This window comes from Spirillospora sp. NBC_01491 (assembly GCF_036227065.1).
Lineage (GTDB): Bacteria > Actinomycetota > Actinomycetes > Streptosporangiales > Streptosporangiaceae > Spirillospora > Spirillospora xylanilytica.
The window spans coordinates 7826035-7852308 of the sequence record NZ_CP109432.1; the positions used below are offsets into that span (position 1 = coordinate 7826035).

General features: G+C 73.9%; 24 protein-coding genes. 15 read left to right on the plus strand and 9 right to left on the minus strand.

From position 1 onward, the window contains the following. Positions 1-121: 121 nt before the first annotated feature. A complete protein-coding gene (locus OHA34_RS36365; RefSeq protein ID WP_329520148.1) occupies positions 122-1825 on the plus strand; it encodes a hypothetical protein in 1704 nt (567 codons plus the stop codon). Between the two features lie 107 nt (positions 1826-1932). On the opposite strand, the gene OHA34_RS36370 is transcribed toward OHA34_RS36365, so the two are convergent. Both OHA34_RS36370 and ileS read right to left on the minus strand, forming a co-directional pair. Continuing rightward, the gene (locus tag OHA34_RS36370) at positions 1933-2721 is read right to left on the minus strand and encodes a DUF1707 SHOCT-like domain-containing protein (protein WP_329520149.1); all 789 of its coding nucleotides are present in this window, start codon (positions 2719-2721) and stop codon (positions 1933-1935) included. Positions 2722-2809: 88 nt separating this feature from the next. Continuing rightward, complete coding sequence (ileS, locus tag OHA34_RS36375) at positions 2810-5992, minus strand: isoleucine--tRNA ligase (RefSeq protein WP_285936768.1); 3183 nt, start codon at positions 5990-5992, stop codon at positions 2810-2812. Positions 5993-6811: 819 nt separating this feature from the next. Between ileS and OHA34_RS36380 the strand changes: the two genes are divergently transcribed. The 3 genes from OHA34_RS36380 to OHA34_RS36390 are packed head-to-tail and all read left to right on the plus strand — an operon-like array spanning position 6812 to position 8930. Beyond that, entirely contained in the window at positions 6812-7201 is a 390-nt protein-coding gene (locus OHA34_RS36380) for a TraR/DksA family transcriptional regulator (RefSeq protein ID WP_329522482.1), read from the plus strand. After that, a complete protein-coding gene (locus OHA34_RS36385; protein WP_285936767.1) occupies positions 7174-8001 on the plus strand; it encodes a signal peptidase II in 828 nt (275 codons plus the stop codon). Before OHA34_RS36380 ends, OHA34_RS36385 begins: the two co-directional genes overlap by 28 nt. After that, complete coding sequence (locus OHA34_RS36390; RefSeq protein ID WP_285936766.1) at positions 8001-8930, plus strand: RluA family pseudouridine synthase; 930 nt, start codon at positions 8001-8003, stop codon at positions 8928-8930. The genes OHA34_RS36385 and OHA34_RS36390 overlap by 1 nt, the downstream gene beginning before the upstream one ends. A gap of 90 nt (positions 8931-9020) precedes the next feature. On the opposite strand, the gene OHA34_RS36395 is transcribed toward OHA34_RS36390, so the two are convergent. Genes OHA34_RS36395 through OHA34_RS36405 form a run of 3 tightly spaced genes read right to left on the minus strand, consistent with a single transcriptional unit; the run spans position 9021 to position 10524 of the window. Then, positions 9021-9335 carry an AzlD domain-containing protein gene (locus tag OHA34_RS36395; RefSeq protein WP_285936765.1) on the minus strand — a complete coding sequence of 105 codons (315 nt, stop codon included), beginning with the start codon at positions 9333-9335 and terminating at the stop codon, positions 9021-9023. Then, on the minus strand, positions 9332-10099 hold the full coding sequence (locus tag OHA34_RS36400; RefSeq protein WP_329520150.1) for an AzlC family ABC transporter permease: 768 nt from the start codon (positions 10097-10099) through the stop codon (positions 9332-9334). Before OHA34_RS36400 ends, OHA34_RS36395 begins: the two co-directional genes overlap by 4 nt. A gap of 53 nt (positions 10100-10152) precedes the next feature. Then, positions 10153-10524, minus strand: coding sequence for a chorismate mutase (locus tag OHA34_RS36405; protein WP_329520151.1), 372 nt, complete (start codon positions 10522-10524; stop codon positions 10153-10155). A gap of 446 nt (positions 10525-10970) precedes the next feature. Between OHA34_RS36405 and dnaE the strand changes: the two genes are divergently transcribed. After that, positions 10971-14501, plus strand: a complete 3531-nt coding sequence (gene dnaE, locus OHA34_RS36410; RefSeq protein ID WP_285936762.1) for a DNA polymerase III subunit alpha — start codon at positions 10971-10973, stop codon at positions 14499-14501. Between the two features lie 42 nt (positions 14502-14543). Here dnaE and OHA34_RS36415 read toward each other — a convergent pair whose 3' ends face one another. Further along, positions 14544-15245, minus strand: coding sequence for a DUF6882 domain-containing protein (locus tag OHA34_RS36415; protein WP_329520152.1), 702 nt, complete (start codon positions 15243-15245; stop codon positions 14544-14546). A 199-nt stretch (positions 15246-15444) separates the two neighbouring features. Between OHA34_RS36415 and OHA34_RS36420 the strand changes: the two genes are divergently transcribed. Next, positions 15445-16047 carry a hypothetical protein gene (locus tag OHA34_RS36420; protein ID WP_285936760.1) on the plus strand — a complete coding sequence of 201 codons (603 nt, stop codon included), beginning with the start codon at positions 15445-15447 and terminating at the stop codon, positions 16045-16047. Here OHA34_RS36420 and ybaK read toward each other — a convergent pair. Further along, positions 15931-16443: a Cys-tRNA(Pro) deacylase gene (gene ybaK / locus OHA34_RS36425; protein WP_285936759.1), complete on the minus strand. Its 513-nt coding sequence runs from the start codon at positions 16441-16443 to the stop codon at positions 15931-15933. The genes OHA34_RS36420 and ybaK overlap by 117 nt on opposite strands. Positions 16444-16530: 87 nt before the next feature. After that, positions 16531-17241, minus strand: coding sequence for an LON peptidase substrate-binding domain-containing protein (locus tag OHA34_RS36430; RefSeq protein WP_329520153.1), 711 nt, complete (start codon positions 17239-17241; stop codon positions 16531-16533). Positions 17242-17592: 351 nt separating this feature from the next. Here OHA34_RS36430 and OHA34_RS36435 point away from each other — a divergent pair, with 351 nt between their 5' ends. From OHA34_RS36435 to OHA34_RS36475, 9 genes are all read left to right on the plus strand, one after another. Next, on the plus strand, positions 17593-18405 hold the full coding sequence (locus OHA34_RS36435; RefSeq protein WP_329520154.1) for a PhzF family phenazine biosynthesis protein: 813 nt from the start codon (positions 17593-17595) through the stop codon (positions 18403-18405). A gap of 101 nt (positions 18406-18506) precedes the next feature. Then, on the plus strand, positions 18507-19814 hold the full coding sequence (hisD, locus tag OHA34_RS36440) for a histidinol dehydrogenase (protein ID WP_285936755.1): 1308 nt from the start codon (positions 18507-18509) through the stop codon (positions 19812-19814). Beyond that, positions 19811-20914 carry a histidinol-phosphate transaminase gene (locus OHA34_RS36445; protein WP_285936754.1) on the plus strand — a complete coding sequence of 368 codons (1104 nt, stop codon included), beginning with the start codon at positions 19811-19813 and terminating at the stop codon, positions 20912-20914. The genes hisD and OHA34_RS36445 overlap by 4 nt, the downstream gene beginning before the upstream one ends. Next, complete coding sequence (hisB, locus tag OHA34_RS36450; RefSeq protein WP_285936753.1) at positions 20911-21504, plus strand: imidazoleglycerol-phosphate dehydratase HisB; 594 nt, start codon at positions 20911-20913, stop codon at positions 21502-21504. The genes OHA34_RS36445 and hisB overlap by 4 nt, the downstream gene beginning before the upstream one ends. 2 nt (positions 21505-21506) lie before the next feature. Next, complete coding sequence (locus OHA34_RS36455; protein ID WP_285936752.1) at positions 21507-21677, plus strand: hypothetical protein; 171 nt, start codon at positions 21507-21509, stop codon at positions 21675-21677. Next, on the plus strand, positions 21674-22315 hold the full coding sequence (gene hisH / locus OHA34_RS36460) for an imidazole glycerol phosphate synthase subunit HisH (protein WP_285936751.1): 642 nt from the start codon (positions 21674-21676) through the stop codon (positions 22313-22315). The genes OHA34_RS36455 and hisH overlap by 4 nt, the downstream gene beginning before the upstream one ends. A 52-nt stretch (positions 22316-22367) precedes the next feature. After that, the gene (gene priA, locus OHA34_RS36465) at positions 22368-23087 is read left to right on the plus strand and encodes a bifunctional 1-(5-phosphoribosyl)-5-((5-phosphoribosylamino)methylideneamino)imidazole-4-carboxamide isomerase/phosphoribosylanthranilate isomerase PriA (RefSeq protein ID WP_285936750.1); all 720 of its coding nucleotides are present in this window, start codon (positions 22368-22370) and stop codon (positions 23085-23087) included. Then, positions 23084-23848, plus strand: a complete 765-nt coding sequence (gene hisF / locus OHA34_RS36470; RefSeq protein ID WP_285936749.1) for an imidazole glycerol phosphate synthase subunit HisF — start codon at positions 23084-23086, stop codon at positions 23846-23848. The genes priA and hisF overlap by 4 nt, the downstream gene beginning before the upstream one ends. A gap of 11 nt (positions 23849-23859) precedes the next feature. Further along, positions 23860-24705, plus strand: a complete 846-nt coding sequence (locus OHA34_RS36475) for an ATP-grasp domain-containing protein (RefSeq protein ID WP_285936748.1) — start codon at positions 23860-23862, stop codon at positions 24703-24705. Positions 24706-24815: 110 nt separating this feature from the next. Here OHA34_RS36475 and OHA34_RS36480 read toward each other — a convergent pair whose 3' ends face one another. Then, complete coding sequence (locus OHA34_RS36480; protein WP_285936747.1) at positions 24816-26078, minus strand: YeeE/YedE family protein; 1263 nt, start codon at positions 26076-26078, stop codon at positions 24816-24818. Between the last annotated feature and the right edge of the window lie 196 nt (positions 26079-26274).

Below are 26274 nucleotides of genomic sequence, written 5' to 3' on the forward strand. Positions count from 1 at the left end.
CGATCGCCGCGCCGCGGATGGCACCGCCGCCATCCCGGCGCCGTTTCGGAAGCGTCGGCGGTGACCTCCGAGCCGGGACGACGGCCTGGGGGCATGCGGCTTGTAGAGGGGGAGAGACCCTGTGATCATCCTGAGTGGCGTCCTCGTGGTGGCGGCGATCGCACTGCTGGTCGCGGGAATCGTCGCCGGCAACGGAGACAGCGCGCAGGTGTTCGGCCTGGACGCGCTGGTGGTGATCTACATTTCGATCGCCGTCAGCATCGTGTCCGCACTGTGCCTGGCCATCGGGGTGTTCCTGCGCCGCCGAGACCTCTGGGGCCCGGGCGCGACGTCCTCCGGCGCCGCCCGCAAGACCAAGAAGAAGACCAAGAAGGCCGAGCGCGCGGCCGTCGCCGCCGCACGCGCCAGGTCCGCCGACGGCACGAGGGACGCCGCCGAAGCGGCCGACGACGAGGTCGAGATCCCCGCCCCGCCGGCCGACGTCCCCGAGGACGCGCTGGTGCACGTCGTACGGGGACGCAAGCGTTACCACCTGGACACCTGCCGGCAACTCGCCGGGCGGGAAACCGAAGAACTGACCTACGCCGAGGCCAAGGAAGAGGGCTTCAGCTCCTGCACCGCCTGCCTGCCCGACACCGCACTGGCGGCGCGCGCCGCGGTCGCGGTCCCGGCGGCACCCGCCAAGGCGGCGGCCGGAGCGGTGGCCGGGAGCGGCTCCGAGCGCCCCGCCCAGCGTTCCGGCGAGCGACCCGCCCAGCGTTCCGGCGAGCGACCCGCTCAGCGTTCCGGGGAGCGGCCCGCCGGGCTTGCCTCCGAACGTTCCGCCGAGCGGTCCGGTTCGGCCGCCGGCGGCCTGGCCGGGCTGGCCAAGCCCGCCCCGGCGCGCCCCACCGGGCCCGGCACGACCGCGGAGTTCGAGGGCGGCCGGCCCGGGGCGGACGAGAAGGGCGGCATCCCGCCCGCGTCCGCCGATTCGACCATCACCTCGCCGTTCACGTCCGTCGAGCCCGGCTCGGTGAAGCCGTCCGGGACCGAGGGGCCGGACGGCTCCCGGTCCGCCGGGTCCGAGGCGTCGCCGTCGTCCGCGCCGGTGGAATCCGGCGCCGAGCCCGGCGGGTCCGACGCGCTGCCGTCGGTGTGGGGTCTCCCCGGAGGGTCCCCGGCGGCGAAGCCAAAGCTGGCCGACCTGCCCGTCGCGGGCGACGCGGCGGCGACCCCGGCCGCCGGAGCGGACGCCCCTGCCGCCACGGAGACGGCGGAGAAGGCCGAGACCGAGCCTGGAACCCGTCCGGCGGGCGAACGCGTCGCCACGGCCGCGTCCGCGTCGTCCGGAGGGTTCGGAGACGACCCGCCGGGCGATGAGGGCACGGCCTCGCCGGCGGCCCCGCGTCCGCGCGAGTCGGGCGAGTCCGGCGCCGCCGAGTCCGGCAGCACGGAGTCCGGCACCACGGGGTCCGAGGCGATGGGGTCCGAGGCGACGGTGTCCCCGGCGGCCGGTACCGGCCCGGCCGCGAGCGACGGCGACGAGCCCGCCGAGATGTCCGGATCCGGTCCGGACGACGGCACGCCCGACGCCGGCGGCGACGCCCCGGCCAAGGAGGCCGACGACGCCCCGGCCGACGACGCGGGCGAGGCCGACGACGAGGGCCCGCAGGTGCGCATCCTGAGCGGCACCAAGCGCTACCACCGCACCGACTGCGCGCTGATCGAGGACATCGGCGACGACGCCGACGACCTCGAGGCACTGTCCCGCGCCGAGGCCAAGGCCCGCGGCTGCACCCCGTGCCTGGTCTGCCAGCCCGACCGCGAGCGGGCCCGCGACTGACCACCGGCCCGACCCGCTCGACGCGGCCGTGATCCCGGATCCCCGGTGGTCACGGCCGCGCGGCGTTCACGCGTCCGCGCACCGGACCGGCGCCCGCCGGGCGCCGGTCAGTGGTCGCGAGGTGACCGGCGCTGTTCGCGGCGGTCGTGCCGCAGGTCCTCAAGGTGCCTGCGGTGCGAGTCGCGGATCCCCCGGACATGCTCGGTGTGCGCGGCCCGGCGGTCGGGCCGGGGCGCGTCGGGCTCGCGGCGGGTGACGTTGACGCCGCCGAACAGCACCATCCCGGACAGCTTGATCACCGGGGCGTCGGGCTCCAGCGGGTCGTCGTCGGGCAGGCTGTGCCCGCCGAAGACCGCGACGCTGGAGTTGACCACCCGGACGCCGGGCGGGACGGTGATCTCGACGCCGCCGAAGACGCAGCTGATGGTGAGGCCGACCTCCCGCTGCGTGAGCACCGCCTGCCGCAGGTCCAGTTCCACGCCGCCGAAGACGCACGTGATGGTCGTCTGCGGCTCGACCAGCCAGCGGCCCTTGCGCTCGGCCGCCCCGAAGACCGCCACGATCGCGGTCGACTGCGGGGCCGGGTGCGGCAGCGCGGGCTCGTCCTTGCGGAGCCGGACCTTCGGGGCGCCCGGGACGGCGTCACCGGCGCCGGGCAGGTCGCTCAGCAGCGGTTCGAGTTCGCTGTAGGTCTTGGCCCGGTAGACCGCGTCGATGCGCTCGGCGTGCTCCTCCGGGGTGATGCGGCCCTCCGCGAGGGCCTCGCGGAGGGTGTCGGACACCCGGTCCCGGTCGGCGTCCGACGCACGCAGCGCGGCGGCCCCGGACGGGCCTTCGGCCGGAGCCGCGGCCGGGGTCTCCGGTTCGGACGGTGAAGGGGGTTCTGGAAGGTTCACGCCCCCATCATCCATCATCGCAAACACGATGTGTCGCGAAATGGCCCCCGGCCCTCCGGCCGCGCCCCGGCCGCGCTCGGCAGCGCGGTCAGGTCGCCTTGCGGAGCCAGAACGCCAGGCCCAGCTCGTCGTCCCGGCGCGTCTCGGGCGCGTCGGCCGGGCGGCCCTCGGCGACCTCGGTCGCCAGGACCTCGGCGGCGACCTCGCCGCCGTGCGCGCGCAGCGCCTCGGCCAGGTCGTCGCCGGCGGCCTCCCACCACAGCGCGATCCGGTCGGTGACGTCCAGGCCGGACGCCTTGCGCGCGTCCTGGACGAGCCGGACGGCCTCGCGGACGAGCCCGGCGCGGCGCAGCTCGGCCGTCACGGTCAGGTCGAGCGCGATGGTCTCGCCCGCGGCGCTCTCGACCGCCCAGCCGCTGCGCGGCCGTTCGGTGACGATGACGTCGCCGGGCGCGAGCCGCACCGGGCCGAGCCCGGGGACCTCCACCTCGGCGGCCTCGTCGGCGCGCAGCGTCCGCACCAGCGCGGCGGGGTCGGCCCCGGTGACGGCCTTGGCGACCGTCGGGGTGTCCTTGGCGAAGCGCTTGCCGAGCTCGCGGAAGTTGGGCTTCACCTCGTACTCGACCAGGTCGCCGCCGATGGAGGACAGCTCCTCGAAGGCCAGCACGTTGAGCTCGTCGGAGATCTGGCCGCGCAGCTCGGCGGGCAGCGACGCCCAGCCGGCCGCGCCGACCAGGGCCCGGCCGAGCGGCTGCCGGGTCCGCACGCCGCTGGCGGCGCGGGCCGAGCGGCCGAGCTCGACCAGCCGCCGCACCAGCGCCATCTGCGCGGTCAGGTCGGCGTCGAGGAGGTCGGCGCGCACCTCCGGCCAGTCGGTCAGGTGCACCGAACCGGGGCCGTCCTCGGGGCGGATGACGTCCCACACGTGGTCGGTGATGAACGGGACCATCGGCGCCATCAACCGGGTGAGGGTCTCCAGGCACTCGTACAGGGTCGCGAACGCGGAGGCGCCGCCGGGCGTCTCCGGGCCCTCCCAGAACCGCCGCCGCGAGCGCCGCACGTACCAGTTGGACAGGTCGTCGACGAACTCGGAGAGGCGCCGCCCGGCCGCCGCGGTGTCGAACCGCTCGAGCGCCTCGTCGACCTCGCGGACGGTGCGGTGCAGCTCGGCCAGCGCCCAGCGGTCGAGCAGCGGCCGGTCGGCGGGGGCGGGCGCCTCGCCGCGGCGGTCCGGCGTCCACGCGCGGCCCTGCGCCGCCGCCGCGTTGGCGTACAGGACGAAGAACGACGCCGTGTTCCAGTAGGTGAGCAGCACCTTCCGGACGATCTCCTCCAGCGCGGCGTGCCCCACGCGGCGGGACGCCCACGGCAGTCCGCTGGCGAGCATGTACCAGCGCACCGCGTCGGCGCCGTGCTGGTCCATCAGCGGGATCGGCCGGAGCACGTTGCCCAGGTGCTTGCTCATCTTGCGGCCGTCCTCGGCCAGGATCAGGCCGAGGCAGAGCACGTTCTCGTAAGCGGACCGGTCGAACACCAGGGTGCCGACCGCCATCAGCGAATAGAACCATCCGCGCGTCTGGTCCTGCGCCTCGCAGATGTACTGAGCCGGGTAGGACGCCTCGAAGACGTCGTTGTTGCGGTGCGGGGCGCCCCACTGCGCGAACGGCATCGAGCCCGAGTCGTACCAGGCGTCGATCACGTCGGGGACGCGCTTGGCCTCGCCCCCGCACTGCGCGCAGGGGAGCGTGATGTCGTCCACGTAGGGGCGGTGCGGGTCGAGGGCGGACAGGTCCTGCCCAGCGAGTTCGCCCAGCTCCTTGAGGGACTCGACGCAGGTGATGTGCGTCTCGTCCTCACCGCACACCCACAGCGGCAGGGGCGTGCCCCAGTAGCGGCTGCGCGACAGCGACCAGTCGACGTTGTTGCGCAGCCACTCCCCGTACCGGCCGTCCTTGACCGTCTCGGGGAACCAGTTCGTCCTGGCGTTCTCCTCCAGCAGCCGGTCCTTGATCTCCGTCGTGCGGATGTACCAGGCGGGGAGCGCGTAGTACAGCAGCGCGGTGTGGCAGCGCCAGCAGTGCGGGTAGCTGTGCTCGAAGTGGCCGCCGCGGTACAGCAGCCCGCGCGCGCGCAGGTCGTCGGTGAGCGTCTCGTCGGCGTTCTTGAAGAACGTCCCGCCGACGAGCGGGACGGTCGGAAGGAAGCGGCCGTCGGGCCCCACCGGGTTGACGATCGGCATGCCGTAGCTCTTGCAGACCGTCATGTCGTCGGCGCCGAACGCGGGCGCCTGGTGGACCAGGCCGGTGCCGTCCTCGACGGTGACGTAGTCGCCCAGCACCACGTAGTGCGCGTCGGGGATGTCGACCAGGTCGAACGGCCGCTGGTAGGAGGTGCGCTCGAGCTCGGCGCCCTTGTAGGTGGCGAGGCGTTCGGCGCCCTCGCCGAGGACCTGCTCCAGCAGCGGCTCGGCCACGACGAGGACCTCGTCCGACCCGGCCGGGCGCGCGGCGACGTAGGTGACGTCGGGGTGGACGGCCACGGCGGTGTTGGAGACCAGCGTCCACGGCGTGGTGGTCCAGATCAGCAGCGCCGCGCCCAGCTCGGCGAGCGGGCCCGAGGTGGCCGGCATCCGCACGAACACCGAGGGGCTGGACACCGTCTCGTACCCGCCGGGCTGGCCCAGCTCGTGGTCGGACAGCCCGGTCCCGCAGCGCGGGCAGTACGGGGTGATGCGGAAGTCGCGGAACAACAGCCCCTTGTCGAAGATGGTCTTGAGGGACCACCAGACGGCCTCGACGTACTCGGCGTCCATGGTGCGGTACGCCTGGTCGGTGTCGACCCAGAAGCCCATCCGCTCGGACATCTCCTCGAAGGCGTCCACGTGCCGGAGCACCGACTCGCGGCAGCGCGCGTTGAACTCCGCGACGCCGTACTCCTCGATGTCCTTCTTGCCGGTGAGGCCGAGCTCCTTCTCCACGGCCACCTCGACGGGCAGGCCGTGGCAGTCCCAGCCGGCCTTGCGCGGGACGTGGTGGCCCTTCATGGTCTTGAAGCGCGGGAACACGTCCTTGAAGACGCGGGCCTCGACGTGGTGGACGCCGGGCATGCCGTTGGCGGTGGGCGGGCCCTCGTAGAAGACCCACTGCGGTCCGGACGCGGTGCGTTCCAGCGACCGCTCGAAAACCTGGCCCTCCTGCCAGCGGCGGATCATGTCCCGCTCCAGGGCGGGCAGATCGACTTGCGCGGGCAGGGGCCGGAACTGGCGGCTCACGGTGGTCGGACCTCCGGATCGACGTGGAACTGCACGTGGACCGGAGGGACGAGACGCCCTGGGCAGGGGTCCCGCGGTACCACCCTCCTTGACCGCGTCCCTCGCGCCCGGGGCGACCCCCGGGCCCTGGGCACAGTGGCCCCGGGGCGCGATCCGCTTCGTTCGGGCACCGGCTGCCGGGTCTACCGCGCCCCGCGGGGCGTTTCTTCCAGCGGCTCAGGGGTGATCAGACCGCCGGGCTGGCCCCCGGGCTCGCACCGTCCCCGGGTCGCTCATGGCCGCGTGCGGCGGCAGGTGTCCCCTTCACGGCCTGCCGATGCGACTGCTGGTCCGAGATTAACCTACCCGGGGGCCGCTCTCCTCCCGTTTTCGGCCCGGCGGGGGACGGCGCGGGCACCGGGCTCGGTACAGGTCATTTCCGAGATTGTGCAACCGCGGGGGTTTCTGTCCGCGTGGTCACCGGGCATATGCGGGCTGTAATGCACCCAGGTCGTTCGCGGAAGGGGACTCATGCTGCCCGCACTGCCCGTCGAGGAGATCAGCGCGAGGGGGGCCGACACGGCCGGCGCGGGGAGGGGCGAGAAGCCCTCGGCCAAGGCGCCGTCCGGCCGGACCGGGTCCGCCGCCAAGGGCCCGGGTAAGGCCGCCGCGAAGGCCAAGGCCAAACCGAAGGCCAAGACCGCCAAGGGAGGTGCGAAAACGGCCGTCAAACCCGCCGCCAAACCCGCGAGATCGGCGCCGAAGGCCAAGGACCCGGCCGTCCAGGCCGCGGCGGGGGCCGCCGGTTCCGCCGGTTCCGCCCAGGTCAAGACGGCCGACGTGGCGAGCTTCCCGGTCCGCGAGGGCGAGGACCGCTGGACCGGCACCGAGCTGGACGAGGTGCGGGCCGGGCTGGAGCGCGAGATCAGCGCCCTGCGGACCGAGATCGCCGCGTCCGCCAGCCAGATCGCCGAGGGCGACTCCAACGAGGGGGCCGGCGACGACCAGGCCGACGCGGGCGCCAAGACCTACGAGCGCGAACACCATCTGGCGTTGTCCTACAATTCACAGGACCTGCTCGCCCAGAACGAGCGGGCCGTCCAGCGAATGGACGGGGGCACGTACGGAATCTGCGAGTCGTGTGGCCGGCCTGTCGGCAAGGCGCGCTTGCAGGCCTTCCCTCGTGCGACCCTGTGTGTGACATGCAAACAACGCGAGGAACGTCGCTGAGCGACTCAACGAAATCTCAGAGCGAGGCCGAGGGGTCCACGGGATCGCCTCGGCCGCGCCGCATCGCCGTACTGATCGCCATCGCGCTGGCCGCCTACGCCCTCGACGTCGTCTCGAAGAGCGTCGTCGTGGCCACCCTCCAGGGCGAGGAGCCGGTCCGGCTGCTCGGCGGGCTGCTGACCCTGCGCGAGACGCGCAACAGCGGGGCGGCCTTCTCGATCGGCGCCGGCTACACCCTGGTTTTCACGGTGATCGCCTGCGGGGTGGTCGTCGCGATCCTGCGCACCGCGCGCAACCTGCGGAGCCTGCCGTGGGCGGTGTGCCTCGGGCTGATGCTCGGCGGCGCGTTCGGCAACCTGACCGACCGCATGCTGCGCGCCCCGGCGCCGCTCAAGGGCCATGTGGTCGACTGGATCGAGCTTCCGCACTGGCCGGTCTTCAACCTGGCCGACTCGGCGATCGTCTGCGGCGGCGTGCTCGCGGTCCTGCTGGCCGCGCGCGGCCTCCAGATCGACGGCACCCGGATCACCGGCAAGGACGACGAGCCCGCCGCCGACGAGCCCGCTGCCGACGAGCCTGCCGCGGACGCTCCGGCCAAGGACCAGGGCGCCGAGGCCCAGGGGACCGAGGGCCGGGAACCCGCCGAGGACGCGTCCGTCAAGGGCGCGGTCCCCGCCGCGGACCCGCCGGTCAAGGATCCGCCGGTCAAGGACGTGCCGGTCAAGGACGTGCTCAAGGACGACGGCAGGGGCGAGGACGGTCCGGTCGAGGACGGCTCCGCCCCGAAGGAGGCGTCCTGATGGGCGACGTGCGCAGCCTCCCCGTGCCCGACGGGCTGGAGGGGGAGCGGGTCGACGCCGCGCTGGCGCGGCTGTTCGGGTTGTCCCGGGCCCGCGCCGCCGACATCATCGCCGCCGGCGAGGTGCTGCTCGACGGCCGGCAGGTGGCCAAGTCCGAGCGGCTCCACGCCGGGACCTGGCTGGAGGTGACGATCCCGCCGCCGCCCTCGGCGCCGGTCCCGGTCGCCGAGCCGGTGCCGGGCATGTCGATCCTCTACGAGGACGACGACATCGTGGTGGTCGACAAGCCGATCGGCGTCGCCGCCCACCCCACCACCGGCTGGACCGGCGCGACCGTGCTCGGCGGGCTGCTCGGGGCGGGGCACACGATCGCCACCAGTGGCGCGTCCGAGCGGCAGGGCATCGTGCACCGGCTCGACGCCAACACGACCGGGGCGATGGTGGTGGCCAAGAGCGAGATCGCCTACTCCCGGCTCAAGCGCGCGTTCAAGGAACGCCGGATCGACAAGCGCTACCAGGCGCTGGTGCAAGGTCACCCCGACCCGTTCCGCGGCACCGTGGACGCCCCGATCGACCGGCATCCCGCCGGTGACGGGCGCTTCGCGGTGGTGGCCGGTGGCAAGCCGTCGGTGACGCACTACGACACGGTGGAGGCGTTCCGGGCGGCGACGCTGCTCGACGTCGACCTGGAGACCGGGCGCACGCACCAGATCAGGGTGCACATGTCCGCGATCCGGCATCCCTGCGTGGGCGACATGGCCTACGGCGCCGATCCGACGCTCGCGGCCCGGCTCGGCATGAAGCGGCAGTGGCTGCACGCGGCGCGGCTCGGCTTCGAGCACCCCACCCGGGGGGAGCGGGTGGAGTTCGTCAGCCCCTACCCCGACGACCTGGCCCGCGCCCTGGAGATCGTCACCGACGAGTCCTGACCGGCCGTCCCGTCCGTCCCGTCCGGCCCGTCCGGCCCGTCCTGGACGGCCCCCGCCGGGACGCGCCGCCGGGACCCGCCGCAGGGGCGGTCACAGGCCGGCCAGGCGCAACCCGGCGGCGACCGCGGCGGCCACGGCCAGCACCACCAGGAACGGGGCGCGCAGCAGCAGCGCGGCCACGGCGGAGCCGAGCCCGGCCAGCCGCGGCACGTCGAACTCCAGGGACGGGCCGTCCGGCGCCAGGGCCTGGACGGTGATCAGGGCGGTGAGCAGCGCCACCGGGATCAGCTCGGTGAAGCGGCGCACCCGGGGGTCGTCCAGCACCCGCCGCGGGGCGACCAGGCCGCCCAGCTTCAGCGCGTAGCAGCCGAGCCCGGTCGCGACGACCGCGATCCACACGCTCACCGGCGGCCCCGCCTTCCCAGACCGGCCGGGACGAACCCGGCGAGCGCCGCGGCGGCGGCGAGCATGACCGGCACCCCAGCGGGCAGCAGCGGCGTCGCCACGATCGCGATCGCCCCGGCGGCGGCGGCGACGCGCAGCTCGGCGCGGCCGGCGGTGAGCCGCGGCCACAGCAGCGCGAGGAACGCCGCGGGGCCGAGCACGTCCAGTCCGAACGTCCCCGGGTCGCCGAGCCTGGCGGCGCCGAGCACGCCGAGCAGCGTGGTGAGGTTCCAGGTCAGGTAGAGGCTGACCGCGGTGACGTGGAAGCCGGTGCGGGCCGTCCGGGGGCCGGGCTGGGCGGTGGCCACGGCGGTCGTCTCGTCGATGACCACGTGCGCGGTGAGCAGCCGGCGGGCGCCGCGGACCCGCAGCAGGCCGGAGAGCCGCAGCCCGTACAGCGCGTTGCGCCCGCCGAGCAGCACCGCGCCGAGCGTCCCGGCGACCAGGCCGCCGCCTCCGCCGATCACGCCCGCCAGCGCGAACTGCGAGGCCCCGGTGAAGGCCAGCAGGCTGAGCACGCACGCCTGGGCGGCCGACAGGCCGGCGGTGGCCGCGGCGGCGCCGAACGCGAACCCGGAGAGGCCGACAGCGAGGCCGACGCCCAGGCCGTCCCGTACGGCCGCCGCGTGGGCCCCGTCCGTCTCGTCCGGCCCGTCCGCCGTGGCGGCCCCGTCCGGCCCGCCGGGCGGGCGGGGTGCCTCCGGGGCGGTCTCCCTCGCTGTCATGCCACCGGACGATATCCGGACGATTCCGGAGGGTCGGGGGCGGTCCCGTCCGGTCAGGCGTCGCCGGGGGCGCGTCCCGCCGGGGGCTCGGCCGCCGGGCCCGCGGGTGCCTCCGCCGCGGCCTCCAGCCCCGCCTCGATGATCACGTCGACGATCCGGGCCAGCCGCCCCGCGCCGAGCGCGGGCGCGCGCCCGGCCATCGCCGCGACGATCGCGCGCTCCCGCTCGGGGTCGCGCCCGGCGAAGCCGCCGACGGGCTTGAGCCGCTGGACGACGCCGGCCACCGCGGCCCGGCGCTCCAGCAGGACGGCCAGCGCGGCGTCGATGTCGTCGATCGCGGCGCGCGCGGCGTCCAGCGTGGTGAGGTCGTCGAGCGGGGCGAGGGGCACGGTCAGCGCGCCGTCGTCGAGCGTCGGGTCGGGCATGTGGGGTTTCCCTCTCTGGCGGGCGGCCCGGCCGGGGCGGTGCCGTCCGTGCGCCGGGGCCGGGGCGCTCCGCGAGGAGGCGGGTTCCGTGCGCCGGACTGCGCCTGACCGGCACCGGGGTCGTCTGTCCGCCGATCGTAAGGGGACGGGGCGCGGTTCCGTCAACTCGTGGGACGCCCGTCCCGCTCCGTGAGACGAGCGGCCGGTGCGGCGGGCTCGGCCCCGCACGGCGTCCGGGCGGATGCCGACCGTAATGGGACCGATGGGGCAAAAGAGGCATCCGGAGTGTCGGGGCCCGGGCTGCGGGCGACCCGGGTTAGGCTCTCAGAACCGCGTCATCCCGGAGCGCGTCCGGGACGGCGATCTTCCCCCGGGACCGAGACACCGACCGCACGTGCCGACCGCACGTGGGCGGTCGCATGCGACAAGCAGGAGGCGCAGCACGCATGGCCGACTCGTTCGTTCATCTGCATGTTCATACCGAGTACTCCATGCTGGACGGGGCCGCCCGGTTGAAGCAGATGTTCGAGGAGGTCGACCGGCAGAAGATGCCGGCGATCGCGATGACCGACCACGGCAACATGCACGGCGCCTACGACTTCCACCGGCAGGCCACCGCCGCCGGGATCGTCCCGATCATCGGCATCGAGGCGTACATGGCGCCCGAGTCCCGCTACCACAAGAAGAAGGTCCAGTGGGGCGAGCCCAGCCAGAAGCGCGATGACGTCTCCGGCGGCGGGCTGATCAACCACAAGACGCTGTGGGCGCGCAACCGGACCGGGCTGCACAACCTCTTCAAGCTCTCCAGCCGCGCCTTCACCGAGGGCTTCGTGTTCAAGTACGCGCGGATGGACGAGGAGCTGCTCGCCGAGCACGCCGACGGGCTGATGGCCACCACCGGCTGCCCGTCCGGCAAGGTGCAGACCCGGCTGCGGCTCGGCCAGTTCGACGAGGCGCTCAAGGCCGCCGCCACCTTCCAGGACATCCTCGGCAAGGACAACTACTTCCTGGAGCTGATGGACCACGGGCTCGACATCGAGCAGCGGGTCCGCCAGGGACTGCTCGACATCGGCAAGAAGCTGAACATCCCGCCGGTGGTCACCAACGACTCGCACTACACGCACGAGAGCGAGGCCACCGCGCACGACGCGCTGCTGTGCGTGCAGGTGGGCAAGCAGCTCGCCGACCCCGACCGGTTCCGGTTCAACGGCAGCGGCTACTACCTCAAGACCGCCGACGAGATGCGCTCCATCGACTCGTCCGAGGCGTGGCTGGAGGGCTGCAAGAACAGCCTGATGATCGCCGAGCGGGTCGACCCCGCCGGCATGTTCGAGTACCGCGACCTGAGCCCGCGGTTCCCGGTGCCGGCCGGCGAGACCGAGGAGACCTGGTTCCGCAAGGAGGTCGTGAAGGGCCTGGAGCGGCGGTTCCCGGGCGGCCTGCCCGAGGGGTACCAGCGGCAGGCCGACTACGAGATGGGCGTCATCCTCGGCAAGGGCTACCCGTCGTACTTCCTGGTCGTGGCCGACTTCATCATGTGGGCCAAGGAGAACGGCATCCTGGTCGGGCCGGGCCGCGGCAGCGCGGCGGGCTCGCTGATCGCCTACGCGATGGGGATCACCGACCTCGACCCGATCCCGCACGGGCTGATCTTCGAGCGGTTCCTCAACCCCGAACGCGAGTCGATGCCCGACATCGACATCGACTTCCCGGAAGACCGGCGGGCCGAGGTGATCCGCTACACCACCGAGAAGTGGGGCGAGGACAAGGTCGCCTACATCGCCACCTTCGGCACCATCAAGGCGAAGGCCGCGATCAAGGACGCGGGCCGCGTCCTCGGCTTCCCCTACGCGCTCGGTGACAAGATCTCCAAGGCGTTCCCGCCCGCCGTGATGGGCAAGGACATCCCGCTGTCGGGCATCTTCGACGACAAGCACCCCCGGCACGGCGAGGCCGGCGAGCTGCGCAAGCTCTACGACGAAGAGCCCGACGTCAAGCAGATCATGGACCTGGCGCAGGGCCTGGAGGGCCTGATCCGGCAGACCGGCGTGCACGCCGCCGGGATCATCATGAGCGGCGAGACCATCACCGACCACGTGCCGGTGATGCGCCGCGACGCCGACGGCGCGATCATCACGCAGTTCGACTACCCGACCTGCGAGACGCTCGGCCTGCTGAAGATGGACTTCCTCGGCCTGCGGAACCTGACGATCATCGACGACGCGCTCAAGGGCATCAAGCTCAACAAGGGCATCGACGTCGACCTGCTCGGCCTCGCGCTGGACGACCCCAAGGCCTACGAGCTGCTCGGCCGGGGCGACACCCTCGGCGTGTTCCAGTTCGACGGCGGGCCGATGCGGTCGCTGCTGCGGCTGATGAAGCCGGACAACTTCGAGGACATCTCGGCGGTCGGCGCCCTCTACCGGCCCGGCCCGATGGGCGCCAACTCGCACACCAACTACGCGCTCCGCAAGAACCGCCAGCAGGAGATCACCCCGATCCACCCGGAGCTCAAGGACTCCCTGGAGGAGATCCTCGGCACCACCTACGGCCTGATCGTGTACCAGGAGCAGGTCATGTCGATCGCGCAGAAGGTCGCCGGGTACACGCTCGGCCAGGCCGACCTGCTGCGCCGCGCGATGGGCAAGAAGAAGAAGGAGGTCCTCGACAAGGAGTTCAAGCCGTTCTCCGAGGGCATGAAGACCAACGGCTACTCCGCCGAGGCGGTCAAGACCCTGTGGGACATCCTGGTCCCATTCTCCGACTACGCCTTCAACAAGGCGCACAGCGCCGCGTACGGGCTGGTGTCGTACTGGACGGCGTACCTGAAGGCCAACTACCCGGCCGAGTACATGGCGGGCCTGCTCACCTCGGTCGGCGACGACAAGGACAAGAGCGCGCTCTACCTGAACGAGTGCCGCCGGATGGGCCTGAAGGTGCTGCCGCCCGACGTCAACACCTCCGAGGCCGACTTCACCCCGCTCGGCGACACCGAGATCCGCTTCGGCCTCTCGGCGGTCCGCAACGTCGGTACCAACGTGGTGGACGGCATCGTCGCGGCCCGCAAGGAGAAGGGCGCCTACACCGACTTCAACGACTTCCTCAGCAAGGTCCCGCCGATCGTGTGCAACAAGCGCGTGGTGGAGTCGCTGATCAAGGCGGGCGGGTTCGACGAGCTCGGGCACCGGCGCAAGGCGCTGCTGATGGTGCACGAGCAGGCGATCGACTCGGTCATCGACATCAAGCGCAAGGAGGCCGTCGGCCAGGACTCGCTGTTCGGCGCGCTGGAGGACGACGGCGGCGACGACGCGTTCGCCGTGGTCATCCCCGACAGCGAGGAGTGGGAGAAGAGCACGCTGCTGGCCTTCGAGCGCGAGATGCTCGGCCTGTACGTCTCCGACCACCCGCTGCTCGGCGTCGAGCACATCCTGGAGCGCGAGGCCGACTGCACCATCGCCGTCCTCAACGGCGGGGAACGTCCCGACGGGCAGGTCGTGGTCGTGGCCGGGCTGCTGTCCGGACTTCAGCGCAAGGTCACCAAGCAGGGCAACTCGTGGGCCATGTTCCAGCTGGAGGACCTGGGCGGGTCGATCGAGGTGATGTGCTTCCCCTCGTCCTACCAGCTCTGCTCCACCCTGCTGGCCGAGGACACCGTGCTGGTGGTCAAGGGCCGGCTGGACCGCCGCGAGGACGTCGCGAAGATCATCGCGATGGAGGTGGTCCAGCCCGACCTGACCGTCACCGACGCCAGTGGTCCGCTCGCGGTGACGCTGCCGATCGGCCGCTGCACCCCGCCGGTCGTGTCCCGGCTCAAGGAGGTGCTGGTCACCCACCCCGGCTCCGCCGAGGTCCACCTGCACCTCCAGAACGGCCCCCGCATCACCGTGGTGCGGCTCGACGACAAGCTCCGCGTCGCGCCGTCCCCGGCCCTGATGGGCGACCTCAAGCAGCTCCTCGGCCCGTCCTGCCTGGGCTGAGCCCCGCCGCCCGCCCGTCCGCCCGTCCACCGGGCCGCGGGCTCAGAGGGCCGCGGGGCTGAGCTCGGCCTCCCAGTCGACGAACCGGCCGAGCCCGTCGAAGTGGGCGCGGGCGGTGCCGCCGCCGCCGGGGAGCCGGAGCTCGATCCGGCCGTCGGCCTCCCGGTAGGGGATCCGGTGGTGGCTGAGCAGCCGGGCGAGGGTGAGCCGGGGCTCGTGCGGGAACAGGCTCACCGCGTTCATCAGCAGCCGCGGCACCGGCACCGGGTCCCACGGCGCGGGCGGGGCCTGCGCGTCGTCGACGTGCAGGTAGGCCGAGCCGCCGTCGTAGCCGGCGCCGATGTAGCCGCCGCCGCCGAGCACCCCGCCGGCCGCCATCGCGATCAGCTCGCCGCCGTGCCCCGCGGGCCCCTCGTACCAGGACAGGTCGACCTCGGGGGTGGTGAACTCGGGGATGCCGAGCCGCTCGCCGAGCCGGCGGATGACCATCGTCGGGCCGACCGCCGGGTGGTCGTCGCCGAACTGCGGGTTGGCCCAGCCCCACAGCCAGGTGCGCTCGCGGGCGGCGTAGCTGCCGAGCAGCGACACCCGTACCGAGACCCCTCCGCTCGCGTACGTGCGCGCGGTGAGATCGGCGCTCCAGTCCTCGCGCGGCAGGAACTCGGCGAGAGTCTCCTGCTGCTGGAGGACGACCGCGGCGAGGGCGGCGCCGAGGCGTTCGAACGCGGAGCTGAATCCGGACATGTCGGGCACATTATCCCAGAAAATAGGGCCGTTCGGGGGCGTGAATCGGACTCGGGGCACGTGTCGTTCGGTTGACCTGGGCAGGCTAGGCTTTCGTCGTCGGTGTGTCTCCGGGGGCGGGCCCCCGGACGGCCGGAGGACGGGTCGGGAACATGATCGTGCTGCGCTGGGCAGCACCTTCCAGCTAGGAGCGTACGAGGTGCGGCGACCGACCGGGAGGGCCTTGCGGACCTGGGTGGTGACCAGCGCCGTCGTGGCGCTGCTCGGCCCGCTCGCCGGGCTGCTGTGGTACGCGGTCGTCCCCGCGGTGCGGTTCGTGGTCATCCAGGGCCGGCCGCTGCTCGCCGACCCCGAGGGACAGGCCCCCATCGGGATCGACGCCCGCTTCGCGCTGATCGCCGCCGCGGCCGGCGTCGGCTGCGGCGCGCTCGCCTATCTGCGCGGCGGGCGCGACAACGACGTCCCGCTGCTGCTCGGCCTCGCGGTCGGCGGCGCGGTCGCGTCCGTGCTGGCGTGGCGCGTCGGCCATCAGATCGGCCTCGGCGGGTTCCACACCGCGGTGCGCGGCGCGCCCGACGGCCGTGTCGTCACCGGGCCGGCCGACCTGCGCGCCACCGGTGTCCTGGTCTTCTGGCCGCTGCTGGCGGTCGCCGCGTACGGGCTGCTGGAGCTGTTCATCAAGCGCCTACCCGCGGGCGATGTCGGCGAGGCCGGCGCCGGTGATCCGGACGAGGTCGGCGGGGGCGAGCTCGATCTGGAGCCCGCGCCGCCCGGCCGAGACGTAGACCGTCGCGAACCCTGACGCCGAGGCGTCCACCACCGCCGGCAGCCGCCTGCGCTGCCCGAGCGGGCTGATCCCGCCGACGACGTACCCGGTGGCGCGCTCGGCGTCGCGTGGGTCGGCCATCCGGGCCCGCTTGCCGCCGGTGGCCGCCGCGAGGGCCTTCAGGTCCAGGGTCGCCGACACCGGGACCACGCCCACGGTGAGGGCGCCGTCGACGTCGGCCAGCAGCGTCTTGAAGAGGCGCTCGTGCCGCACGCCGAGGGCGTCGGCGGCGGCCCGGCCGTACGAACCCGGGTCGGCCGCGGCGGACGGGGCCGCGGTCTCGTAGCTGTGCAGGGTGTAGTCGATCTCGGCCTCCGCCGCGGCGACCGTGGCCGGAGTCCCCTTACTCCCCGTGGGCTTGGCTGCGCTCATGCCGACCATTCTGCCCCGCGATCATGATCACCCGCGCCGCGGACCGGACCGGCCGCGGACCGGGCGGGCCCGGACCGGGCGGGATGCTCAGTTGGAGGTGAACGAGCCGTCCAGGAACTGGCCGGCGGGAACGGCGGGCAGCACGTCGAGCAGCCGGTTCTCGCGGGCCAGCAGTTCGCGCTCGGCGCGCAGCCGCAGGGTGGCGTCCTCGGCCTCCAGCAGCCGCTGCTTCTCGTGGCCGTCCAGCACCATCGAGGCCGCGATGAAGTGCGACAGCCGGACCGGGTCGGCGGGCAGCCCGTCGGGTCCGCTCCCCTCAGCGCCCTCGTCCCCCTCGGGACCGGAGCCGGGCCCGGAGGTGCCGCCGATGCCCATCATGCCGAGCCGCTGCCGGTAGAGGCGGAACTGGTGCCGCGCCCGGCGGGCCGCGCTCTCGGGTTCGGCGCCGGGCTCCTCGGGGAGGAACTCGACCTCGCCCCGCAGGTAGGGCAGCGTGCGGTCGATCTCCTTGAGCCGGAACCGGCGGCTGCCGACCGTCACGATGTCGTACCGGCCGTCCGGGTGCGGGACGACCTCGGTCAGCTCGGCGACGCAGCCCACCTCGGCGAGCCGGCGCGCCGCGCCCTCGCCCACCTCGTGGCCGAGCTCGATGCCGACCACTCCGATGCCGCGGGGCTCGGGGCGGGCGAGCAGGTCGCGGACCAGGAGGCGGTAGCGGTCCTCGAACAGGTGCAGCGGGAGCACCAGTCCCGGGAACAGCACCGTGCCCAGCGGGAACAGTGCAAGCCGGTCGGTCACGGTGACTCCCAGCCTCGGGGGGACGATCCGGGCGCGCGCCCCTCACGGCCAGGGTACGCGGCGCTCGATGATCTTGAAATGGCCGGATTGTCACCATCTGAAGTTCCGTCCCGGAACCGGGCCACTTCCGCGGAACGGCCCTGCCGTGCGCGCCGGGCCGCGGCTAGGGTCTGTCTCAAAGTACCTCGGCCGTCGCGCGAGCGTGTTACCTGGCCGGTGGGGCGATGCCGGAGGCGAGCCCCATCGGTCAGATCGCGGAGCGATGTCGCGTTCGCCTAAGCCAGGTCGGTGTCCGAGCCGCCAGGCGAGGACGCCGGGCCGGGCTTTGAAACACGGCCTAGGGTCGGGACCATGAGAATGCTCGTCGTCGATGCCTTCACCGACCGCCCCTTCAGCGGGAATCCCGCCGGGGTCTGCATGCTCGAGCACGAGGCCGACCCCGGCTGGATGCAGCGGGTGGCCATGGAGATGAAGCACTCCGAGACCGCGTTCGTCCGCCCGATCGAGGCGCCGGACGCCGATTTCGAGCTGCGCTGGTTCACCCCGCTGACGGAGGTGGCGCTGTGCGGGCACGCCACCATGGCGAGCGCGTACGCGCTGTTCGCCACCGGAGCCGTCCCGGCCGGCGGGACGATCCGCTTCCGGACGCTCGAGAGCGGCGTCCTCACCGTGACCCGCGACTCCGGCGGCGTGCTGGAGATGGACTTCCCCGCCTCCCCGGCCGAGCCCGCCGAGGCCCCCGCGGGGCTGGCGGCCGCCCTCGGCACCGCCGCCCTCCGCACCGGCCGCACCTCCCAGAACGATCTGCTGGTGGAGGTGGCGGGCGAGGCCGCCGTCCGCGACCTGGCCCCCGACATCGCCGCCCTCGGGCGGATCGAGGCGCGCGGGATCATCGTCACGGCCGCCGCCGCGCCGGGGGAGGCGCACGACTTCGTCTCCCGCTTCTTCGCCGCGGGGGTGCTGCTCGGCGACGGCGAGGACCCGGTCACCGGCTCGGCGCACTGCGCGCTCGCCCCGTTCTGGAGCGAGCGGTTCGGACGGGACGCCCTGGTCGGCTACCAGGCGTCCGCTCGCGGCGGGTACGTCCGCACCGCCCTGCGCGGCGACCGGGTGATCCTCTCGGGTACGGCCGTGATCGTCCTGGACGGCACCCTCACGGTGTGATCCCGGCGGGCCCCGAGGGCGGGTGCCCGCGGCCTCCCGGCGGGCGTCTCGGCTGGTGAGATGGTGCACGGGGCGCCTGTCCCACTCCGTAGACTGTTCGGGTGATCTCCCGTATCGATCTGCGCGGCCCGCTCCCCGGCGACCTGCGCAGTGTGCTGCCCCGCGCCGAACTGGACGTCGAGGCCGCCCTGGACAAGGTGCGGCCCATCTGCGAGGACGTGCGCCATCGCGGCTCGGCGGCGCTGCGGGAGCACACCAGGGCCTTCGACGGCGTCGACCTGGAGTCCGCCCGGGTGCCGGTGCCGGTGATCCACCGGGCGCTGGCCACCCTCGACCCGGCCGTCCGCGACGCGCTGGAGGAGTGCGTCCGGCGGGCCCGGCTCGTCCACCGCGACCAGCGCCGCACCGACGTCACCACCCAGGTGGTGCCCGGCGGCACCGTCACCGAGCGGTGGGTCCCGGTCGACCGCGTCGGCCTGTACGTGCCGGGCGGGCAGGCGGTCTACCCCTCCAGCGTGGTCATGAACGTGGTGCCCGCGCAGGAGGCCGGCGTCGGCTCGCTCGCCGTCACCTCGCCGCCGCAGAAGGAGTTCGGGGGCCGTCCGCACCCGACGATCCTGGCGGCCTGCGCGCTCCTCGGCGTCGACGAGGTCTACGCGGCGGGCGGCGCGCAGGCGGTCGCGATGTTCGCCCACGGCACCGCCGAGTGCCGCCGCGCCGACCTGGTCACCGGGCCCGGCAACGTGTACGTCGCCGCGGCCAAGCGGCTGCTCAAGGGCGTCATCGGCATCGACTCCGAGGCCGGCCCGACCGAGATCGCCGTCCTCGCCGACCGCACCGCCGACCCGGCGCACGTCGCCGCCGACCTGATCAGCCAGGCCGAGCACGACACCCTCGCCGCCGCCGTGCTGGTCACCGACTCCACCGAGCTCGCCGCCGCGGTCGAGGCCGAGCTGAGGACCCAGGCCGCCGCCGCCCGGCACGCCGGGCGGATCACCGCGGCGCTCGCCGGCCGGCAGTCCGGCATCGTGCTGGTCGACGACATCGACGCCGGGCTGCGCGTCGTCGACGCCTACGCCGCCGAGCACCTGGAGATCCAGACCGCCGACGCCCGCGGGGTCGCCGCCCGTGTCCGCAACGCCGGCGCGGTCTTCGTCGGCCCGCACGCGCCGGTGTCGCTCGGCGACTACCTGGCCGGGTCCAACCACGTGCTGCCGACCGGCGGCTGCGCCTGCCACTCCTCGGGGCTGTCGGTGCAGTCGTTCCTGCGCGGGATCCACGTGGTCGAGTACGACGAGGCCGCGCTCGCCGAGGCCACCGCCCGGGTGGTCGTCCTCGCCGAAGCCGAGGACCTGCCCGCGCACGGCACCGCCCTGAAGGCGCGGTTCGGCGGGCAGGTGCCGTCGTGACCTCGCTGGACGACCTGCCGATCCGCGCCGACCTGCGCGGCGAGAAGCCCTACGGCGCGCCCCAGCTCGACGTTCCCTACGCCCTCAACACCAACGAGAACCCCTACCCGCCGTCCGAGCGGCTGGTGAAGGCGCTCGGCGCGGCCGTCATGGACGTGGCCGGGTCGCTCAACCGCTACCCCGACCGCGACGCGGTCGCGCTCCGCGGCGACCTGGCCGCCTTCCTGAACCGGGAGAGCCTGGACGGCGCCCCGCCCGGCGCCGCGCTGACCGCCCGGCAGGTGTGGGCGGCGAACGGGTCCAACGAGATCATCCAGCAGATCCTCCAGGCGTTCGGCGGATCCGGCCGCAGCGCGCTCGGCTTCGAGCCGTCCTACTCGATGCACCAGGCGATCACCCGGGTGTCCGGCACCCGGTGGATCGACGCGCACCGCGCCGAGGACTTCGGGCTCGAACCCGAGCGGGCCGTCGCGGCGATCAAGGAGCACCGGCCCGACGTGGTGTTCCTCACCTCGCCGAACAACCCGACCGGCACCGCCCTGCCGCTGGAGGCGATCGAGGCCGCGCTGGACGCCGCGCCCGGCATGGTGGTGGTCGACGAGGCCTACGGCGAGTTCCGCCGCGCGGGCACCCCGTCGGCGCTGTCGCTGCTGCCCGGCCGCCCCCGGCTGATCGTCACCCGGACGATGTCCAAGGCGTTCGCGATGGCCGGGACGCGGCTGGGCTACCTGGCCGCGGACCCCGCCGTGCTCGACGCGCTGCTGCTGGTCCGGCTGCCCTACCATCTGTCGTCGGTCACGCAGGCCGTGGCGCGCACCGCCGTCGCGTTCGGCGACGAGCTGCTCGGCACCGTCGGCGCGCTCCGCCGCGAGCGCGACGACCTGGTCGCGTGGCTGCGCGCCGAGGGGCTCACGGTGGCCGACTCCGACGCCAACTTCGTGCTGTTCGGGACGTTCCCCGACCGGCGCCGCGTCTGGGAGGCCCTGCTGGAGCGGGGCGTGCTGATCCGCGAGGTGGGCCCGCCCGAGTGGCTGCGGGTGAGCGTCGGCACCCCGGACGAGATGGCCGCCTTCCGCACCGCTTTGAAGGAGAGTCTGTGACGCGCAAGGGCAGAGTCGAGCGCGGGACCGGGGAGACCCAGGTCCTGGTCGAGATCGACCTCGACGGCACCGGGCAGGTCGACGTCGCCACCGGCGTCGGGTTCTTCGACCACATGCTGGCCCAGCTCGGCAAGCACGGGTCGTTCGACCTGACCGTCAAGACCGCCGGCGACCTGCACATCGACAGCCACCACACGATCGAGGACACCGCGATCGCGCTCGGCCAGGCGTTCCGGCAGGCGCTCGGCGACAAGGCGGGCATCCACCGCTTCGCCGACGTCTCGATCCCGCTGGACGAGGCGCTCGCGCAGGTGACGGTGGACGTGTCCGGCCGCCCTTACCTGGTGCACGCCGAGCCCGCGGGCATGGCCCCGATGATCGGGCCCGAGTACGACACCACGATGACCCGGCACATCTTCGAGTCGTTCGTGTCCAACGCGCGGATCGCCCTGCACGTGCACGTCCCGTACGGGCGCAACGCGCACCACATCGTCGAGGCCCAGTTCAAGGCGCTGGCCCGCGCGCTGCGCGACGCCGTCGCCCTCGACCCCAAGGTGCACGGCATCCCGTCCACCAAGGGAGCCCTGTAGCCGTGGACATCGGCGGACTGCACTTCACCTATGGCAACGTCGTGGTCTTCGCGGTCGCGGTGTTCCTGCTGATGGGCGTCTACAGCTTCGTCAAGCAGGGGCTGAAGATCGCCGCGCTGATCGTCCTGGTCCTCGCGGTGCTGGCCGCGACGGCGGGGGTGATGTGGCTGTGACCCCCCGCGTCGTCGTCCTCGATTACGGCTCGGGCAACCTGCGCTCGGCCGAGCGGGCGGTCGCCCGCGCCGGCGCCGAGGTCACCGTGACCGCCGACTGGGACGCCGCGCTCGACGCCGACGGCCTGGTCGTCCCCGGCGTGGGCGCGTTCGCCGCCTGCATGGCGGGGCTGCGCGCGATCCGCGGCGAGCAGATCATCGGGCGGCGGCTGGCCGGCGGCCGGCCCGTCCTCGGCATCTGCGTCGGCATGCAGATCCTCTTCGGCAAGGGCGTCGAGCACGGCGTCACCACCGAGGGCTGCGACGAGTGGCCCGGCACCGTCGAGCGGCTCGACGCGCCGGTCCTGCCGCACATGGGCTGGAACACCGTCGCCGCGCCCGAGGACTCGGTGCTGTTCCGCGGCCTCGACGCTGCCACCCGCTTCTACTTCGTGCACTCCTACGCGGTGCGCCGCTGGGAGCTGGAGCCCGACCCGGCCGGACGGCTCACCCCGCCGCTGGTCACCTGGGCCGAGCACGGCGGGCCGTTCGTCGCCGCGGTCGAGAACGGGGCGCTGTGCGCGACCCAGTTCCATCCGGAGAAGTCCGGCGACGCCGGCGCCGAGGTCCTCGGCAACTGGCTCTCCACCCTCGCCTGAACGCGCCCGCCGTGGCGCGAGTCCCTGTCACCAGCCCCGATGAGGTCCTCGCATGACTCTGACGCTCCTTCCCGCAGTCGACGTCGCCGATGGCAAGGCCGTCCGCCTGGTCCAGGGGGAGGCCGGCACCGAGACGTCCTACGGCGCGCCCCTGGACGCCGCGCTGGCCTGGCAGTCCGCGGGCGCCGAGTGGATCCACCTGGTCGATCTGGACGCCGCGTTCGGGCGCGGCTCCAACCGCGAGCTGATCGCCGAGGTCACCGGGCGGCTGGAGGTGAAGGTCGAGCTGTCGGGCGGCATCCGCGACGACGCCTCGCTGGAGGCGGCCCTCGCCACCGGCTGCGCGCGGGTCAACATCGGCACCGCCGCGCTGGAGGACCCGGCCTGGTGCCGCAAGATCATCGCCTCGCACGGGGACCGGATCGCGGTCGGGCTGGACGTCCGCGGCACCACCCTGGCCGCCCGCGGCTGGACCCGCGAGGGCGGCGACCTGTGGGAGGTCCTGGCCCGCCTGGAGGACGACGGCTGCCCCCGCTACGTGGTCACCGACGTGACCAAGGACGGCACGCTGCGCGGCCCGAACGTCGAGCTGCTCCGCGAGGTCTGCTCCCGGACCGGCAAGCCCGTGGTCGCCTCCGGCGGCGTCTCGTCCCTGGACGACCTGCGCGCCCTCGCCGCGCTGGTGCCGGACGGGGTGGAGGGCGCGATCGTCGGCAAGGCCCTGTACGCCGAGGCGTTCACCCTCGAAGAGGCGCTGGCGGCGGTCAAGTGAGTGTCGCCGTGCGGGTGATCCCGTGCCTGGACGTCGACGCCGGGCGGGTGGTCAAGGGCGTCAACTTCCAGAACCTGCGCGACGCGGGCGACCCGGTCGAGCTGGCCCGCCGCTACGACGCCGAGGGCGCCGACGAGCTGACCTTCCTCGACATCACCGCCTCCAGCGGCGACCGCTCCACCACCTACGACGTGGTGCGGCGCACCGCTGAGGAGGTGTTTATCCCGCTCACCGTCGGCGGCGGCGTCCGGGCGGTGGACGACATCGACCGGCTGCTGCGCGCGGGGGCCGACAAGGTGTCGGTCAACACCGCCGCGATCGCCCGTCCCGAGTTCCTCAGCGAGGCCGCGCACCGGTTCGGCTCGCAGTGCGTGGTGCTGTCGGTCGACGCCCGCCGGACGGACGCGGGCACCGAGTCCGGCTACGAGGTGACCACGCACGGGGGCCGCAAGGGGACCGGCATCGACGCGGTCGGCTGGGCCCGCCGCGGTGAGGAGCTCGGCGTCGGCGAGATCCTGCTCAACTCGATGGACGCCGATGGCACCAAGAACGGCTTCGACCTGGAGATGCTCGGCCGGGTCCGGGCCGCGGTGTCGGTGCCGGTCATCGCCAGCGGCGGCGCCGGGGCCCTGGAGCACTTCGCGCCCGCCGTCGACGCGGGCGCCGACGCCGTCCTGGCCGCCAGCGTCTTCCACTTCGGCGACCTTAAGATCGGTGAGGTGAAGGACGCCCTCCGCGCCGGGGGCCACCCCGTCCGTTAGGAACCCCCCCCGTGACCATCGCCCTGGCCACCTGCTCGTGGCTGCCCGAGGGCAGCGACGACGCGCAAGCCCTGATCAAGGCCCTCGACCGGGCCGGCCTGGCCGCCGACCCGGTCGTCTGGGACGGCCCGGCCGACTGGTCGTCCCACGACCTGGTCATCATCCGGTCGACCTGGGACTACACCACCCGCCGCGACGAGTTCCTGGCCTGGGCGCGGGGGCTGCCCCGGCTGCTCAACCCGGTGGACGTGCTGAGCTGGAACACCGACAAGCGCTACCTGCGCGAGCTCGCGGACGCGGGAGTTCCGGTCGTGCCGACGCTGTGGGACCCGTCCGGGGTCCCCGCCGAGTGGCCCGAGTACGTGGTCAAGCCCGCGGTCTCCATCGGGTGCCGCGACACGGCCCGCTGGGGTCCCGGCGAGGAGGCGGCGGCCCGCGCGCACCTGCGGTCGCTGCGCGAGGGGGGCCGGACCGCGATGGTCCAGCCGTACCTGTCGGCCATCGACACCGAGGGCGAGACCGCGCTGGTGTTCCTGGACGGCGCGTTCAGCCACGCGGGACGCAAGGCGCCCATCCTCACGGCGGGCGCCGGCGTCGAGGGCCCGGTCGTCCCGGGCGGCCCCCGCGGGCAGGTCACCGCCGCCGAGGCGACGGCCGAGCAGCTCGCGGTGGCCGAATGGGCCCTGGCCGCCGTCCCCGGCGGCCCCGACCTCCTCTACGCCCGCGTCGACCTCGTCCCCGGCCCGGACGGGTCGCCGGTGGTGATCGAGCTCGAACTCGCCGAGCCCAACCTCTACCTCCAGTTCGGCCCCGGCGCCGCCGACCGGCTGGCCGGGGCCGTCGCCGCCCGCCTCTGACCGTCCGTCCCGGCCGGAGCCGAGCGGCGGGCGCGGTCGACCGGCGTGCCGCCGCCACCGGCCGGTTCGGCGGGGCCGACCCGTTCGGGCCGGGCCGGGAGGAGGCGGGGTCAGCAGACGCTGTCCTTGGGGGCGGGGTTGGCGAGGCCGAACAGGGTGCGGGCGCGCAGGCCGACCCAGGTGCCCGCGAGCGCGACCGCGCCCCACAGCCACCCGTGCAGGCTGCCGGAGGCGATCCCGGCGAGGTAGGCGCCGATGTTGCAGCCGCCGGCCAGGCGGGCGCCGACGCCCATGATGATCCCGCCGAGGACGGCGGCGACGGCGGTGCGCCAGGGCATCCCGCGGTGCAGCGTCCAGGCGCCGCCCGCGGCGGACGCGACGGCGGCGCCGAGCATGATCCCGATGTCGGTGAGGCTGGTCTTGTCGGCCAGCACCGGCCCGGCGAGCATCTGCGCCTGCTTTGGCTGCTCCCAGTAGCTCCACGTCTCCGGGTGCAGGCCGATGAACTGGAGGAACTTGGCGCCCCAGAGCGCGAACGCGCTGGTGATGCCCCAGGCTCCGCCGGAGACCAGCAGCACCGCGCCGCCCAGCACGGCCAGGACCAGCGCCCCGGCGAGCAGCGGCCAGGAGCCGCGGACGGCGCGGACCGGGCCGCGGGCGGTGGGCACCGCGCCGACCGGCGGCGGGGTGCGGCGGGCCTGGACCGCCCGGGTCAGCGCGACGATCCCGGCGAGCGCGGCGAGGGTGACCGCCCACGAGCCGAACCAGCCGAGGTGGTCCGACAGCAGCACGCCGGGCACCGACGGCAGGTCGTCGACCAGGTCGAACTGCCACGAGTACAGGATCGAGCCGGCGATGAAGCCGCCGAGCGTCAGCAGGATGGTGGACTGGCCGGACCCGACCGCGAACAGCGTCCCGGACGCGCAGGCGCCGCCGAGCTGCATGCCGATGCCGAACAGGAACGCCCCGGCGAGCAGTGCGACGCCGAGGTCGCCGCCGGACGGCTGCGGCGCCGTCCCGAACAGCCCGGTGCCGGTCCCGATGATCAGCGCGAAGAGGGTCGCGGTGGTGCCGAGCAGCAGGGCGTGCGCGCGCAGGCCGGTGCCGTTGCCGACGGCGACGAGCTGCCGCCACGCGGAGGTGAAGCCGAACCGGGAGTGGAACAGCGCGATGCCGAGGCCGAGCCCGAGGAGCAGCAGCACGCCCTGCTTGGCCCCGTGCTCGGCCCAGACGTAGCCGGTGAGGGCGAGCGAGCCGAGCGAGGCGATCAGCAGCGGCGCGCGGCGGACCGGTTGGAGGTCTTCGGGGACGGGGGCGGGCACGGAGGTGACGGCCGGGGAGGGCGGGCGCAGGAAGGGAAGTGTCGTCGACACGAGGGGCTCCAGGGGGAGTGGGGGTGACCCGGCCGGACGCGGAGGTGGGCGCGGGCAGGGCGCGCACGCGCGGTGGCGGCGGGTCAGGAAGGGTCGGGCGGGAGCGTCAGCGGCGACACAGCGCGTCGTCCACACAGGTGAGCGCCATGGTGAACAGCACCATGCGCAGCCCCGTCGTAAACCCGATCATGCCGGT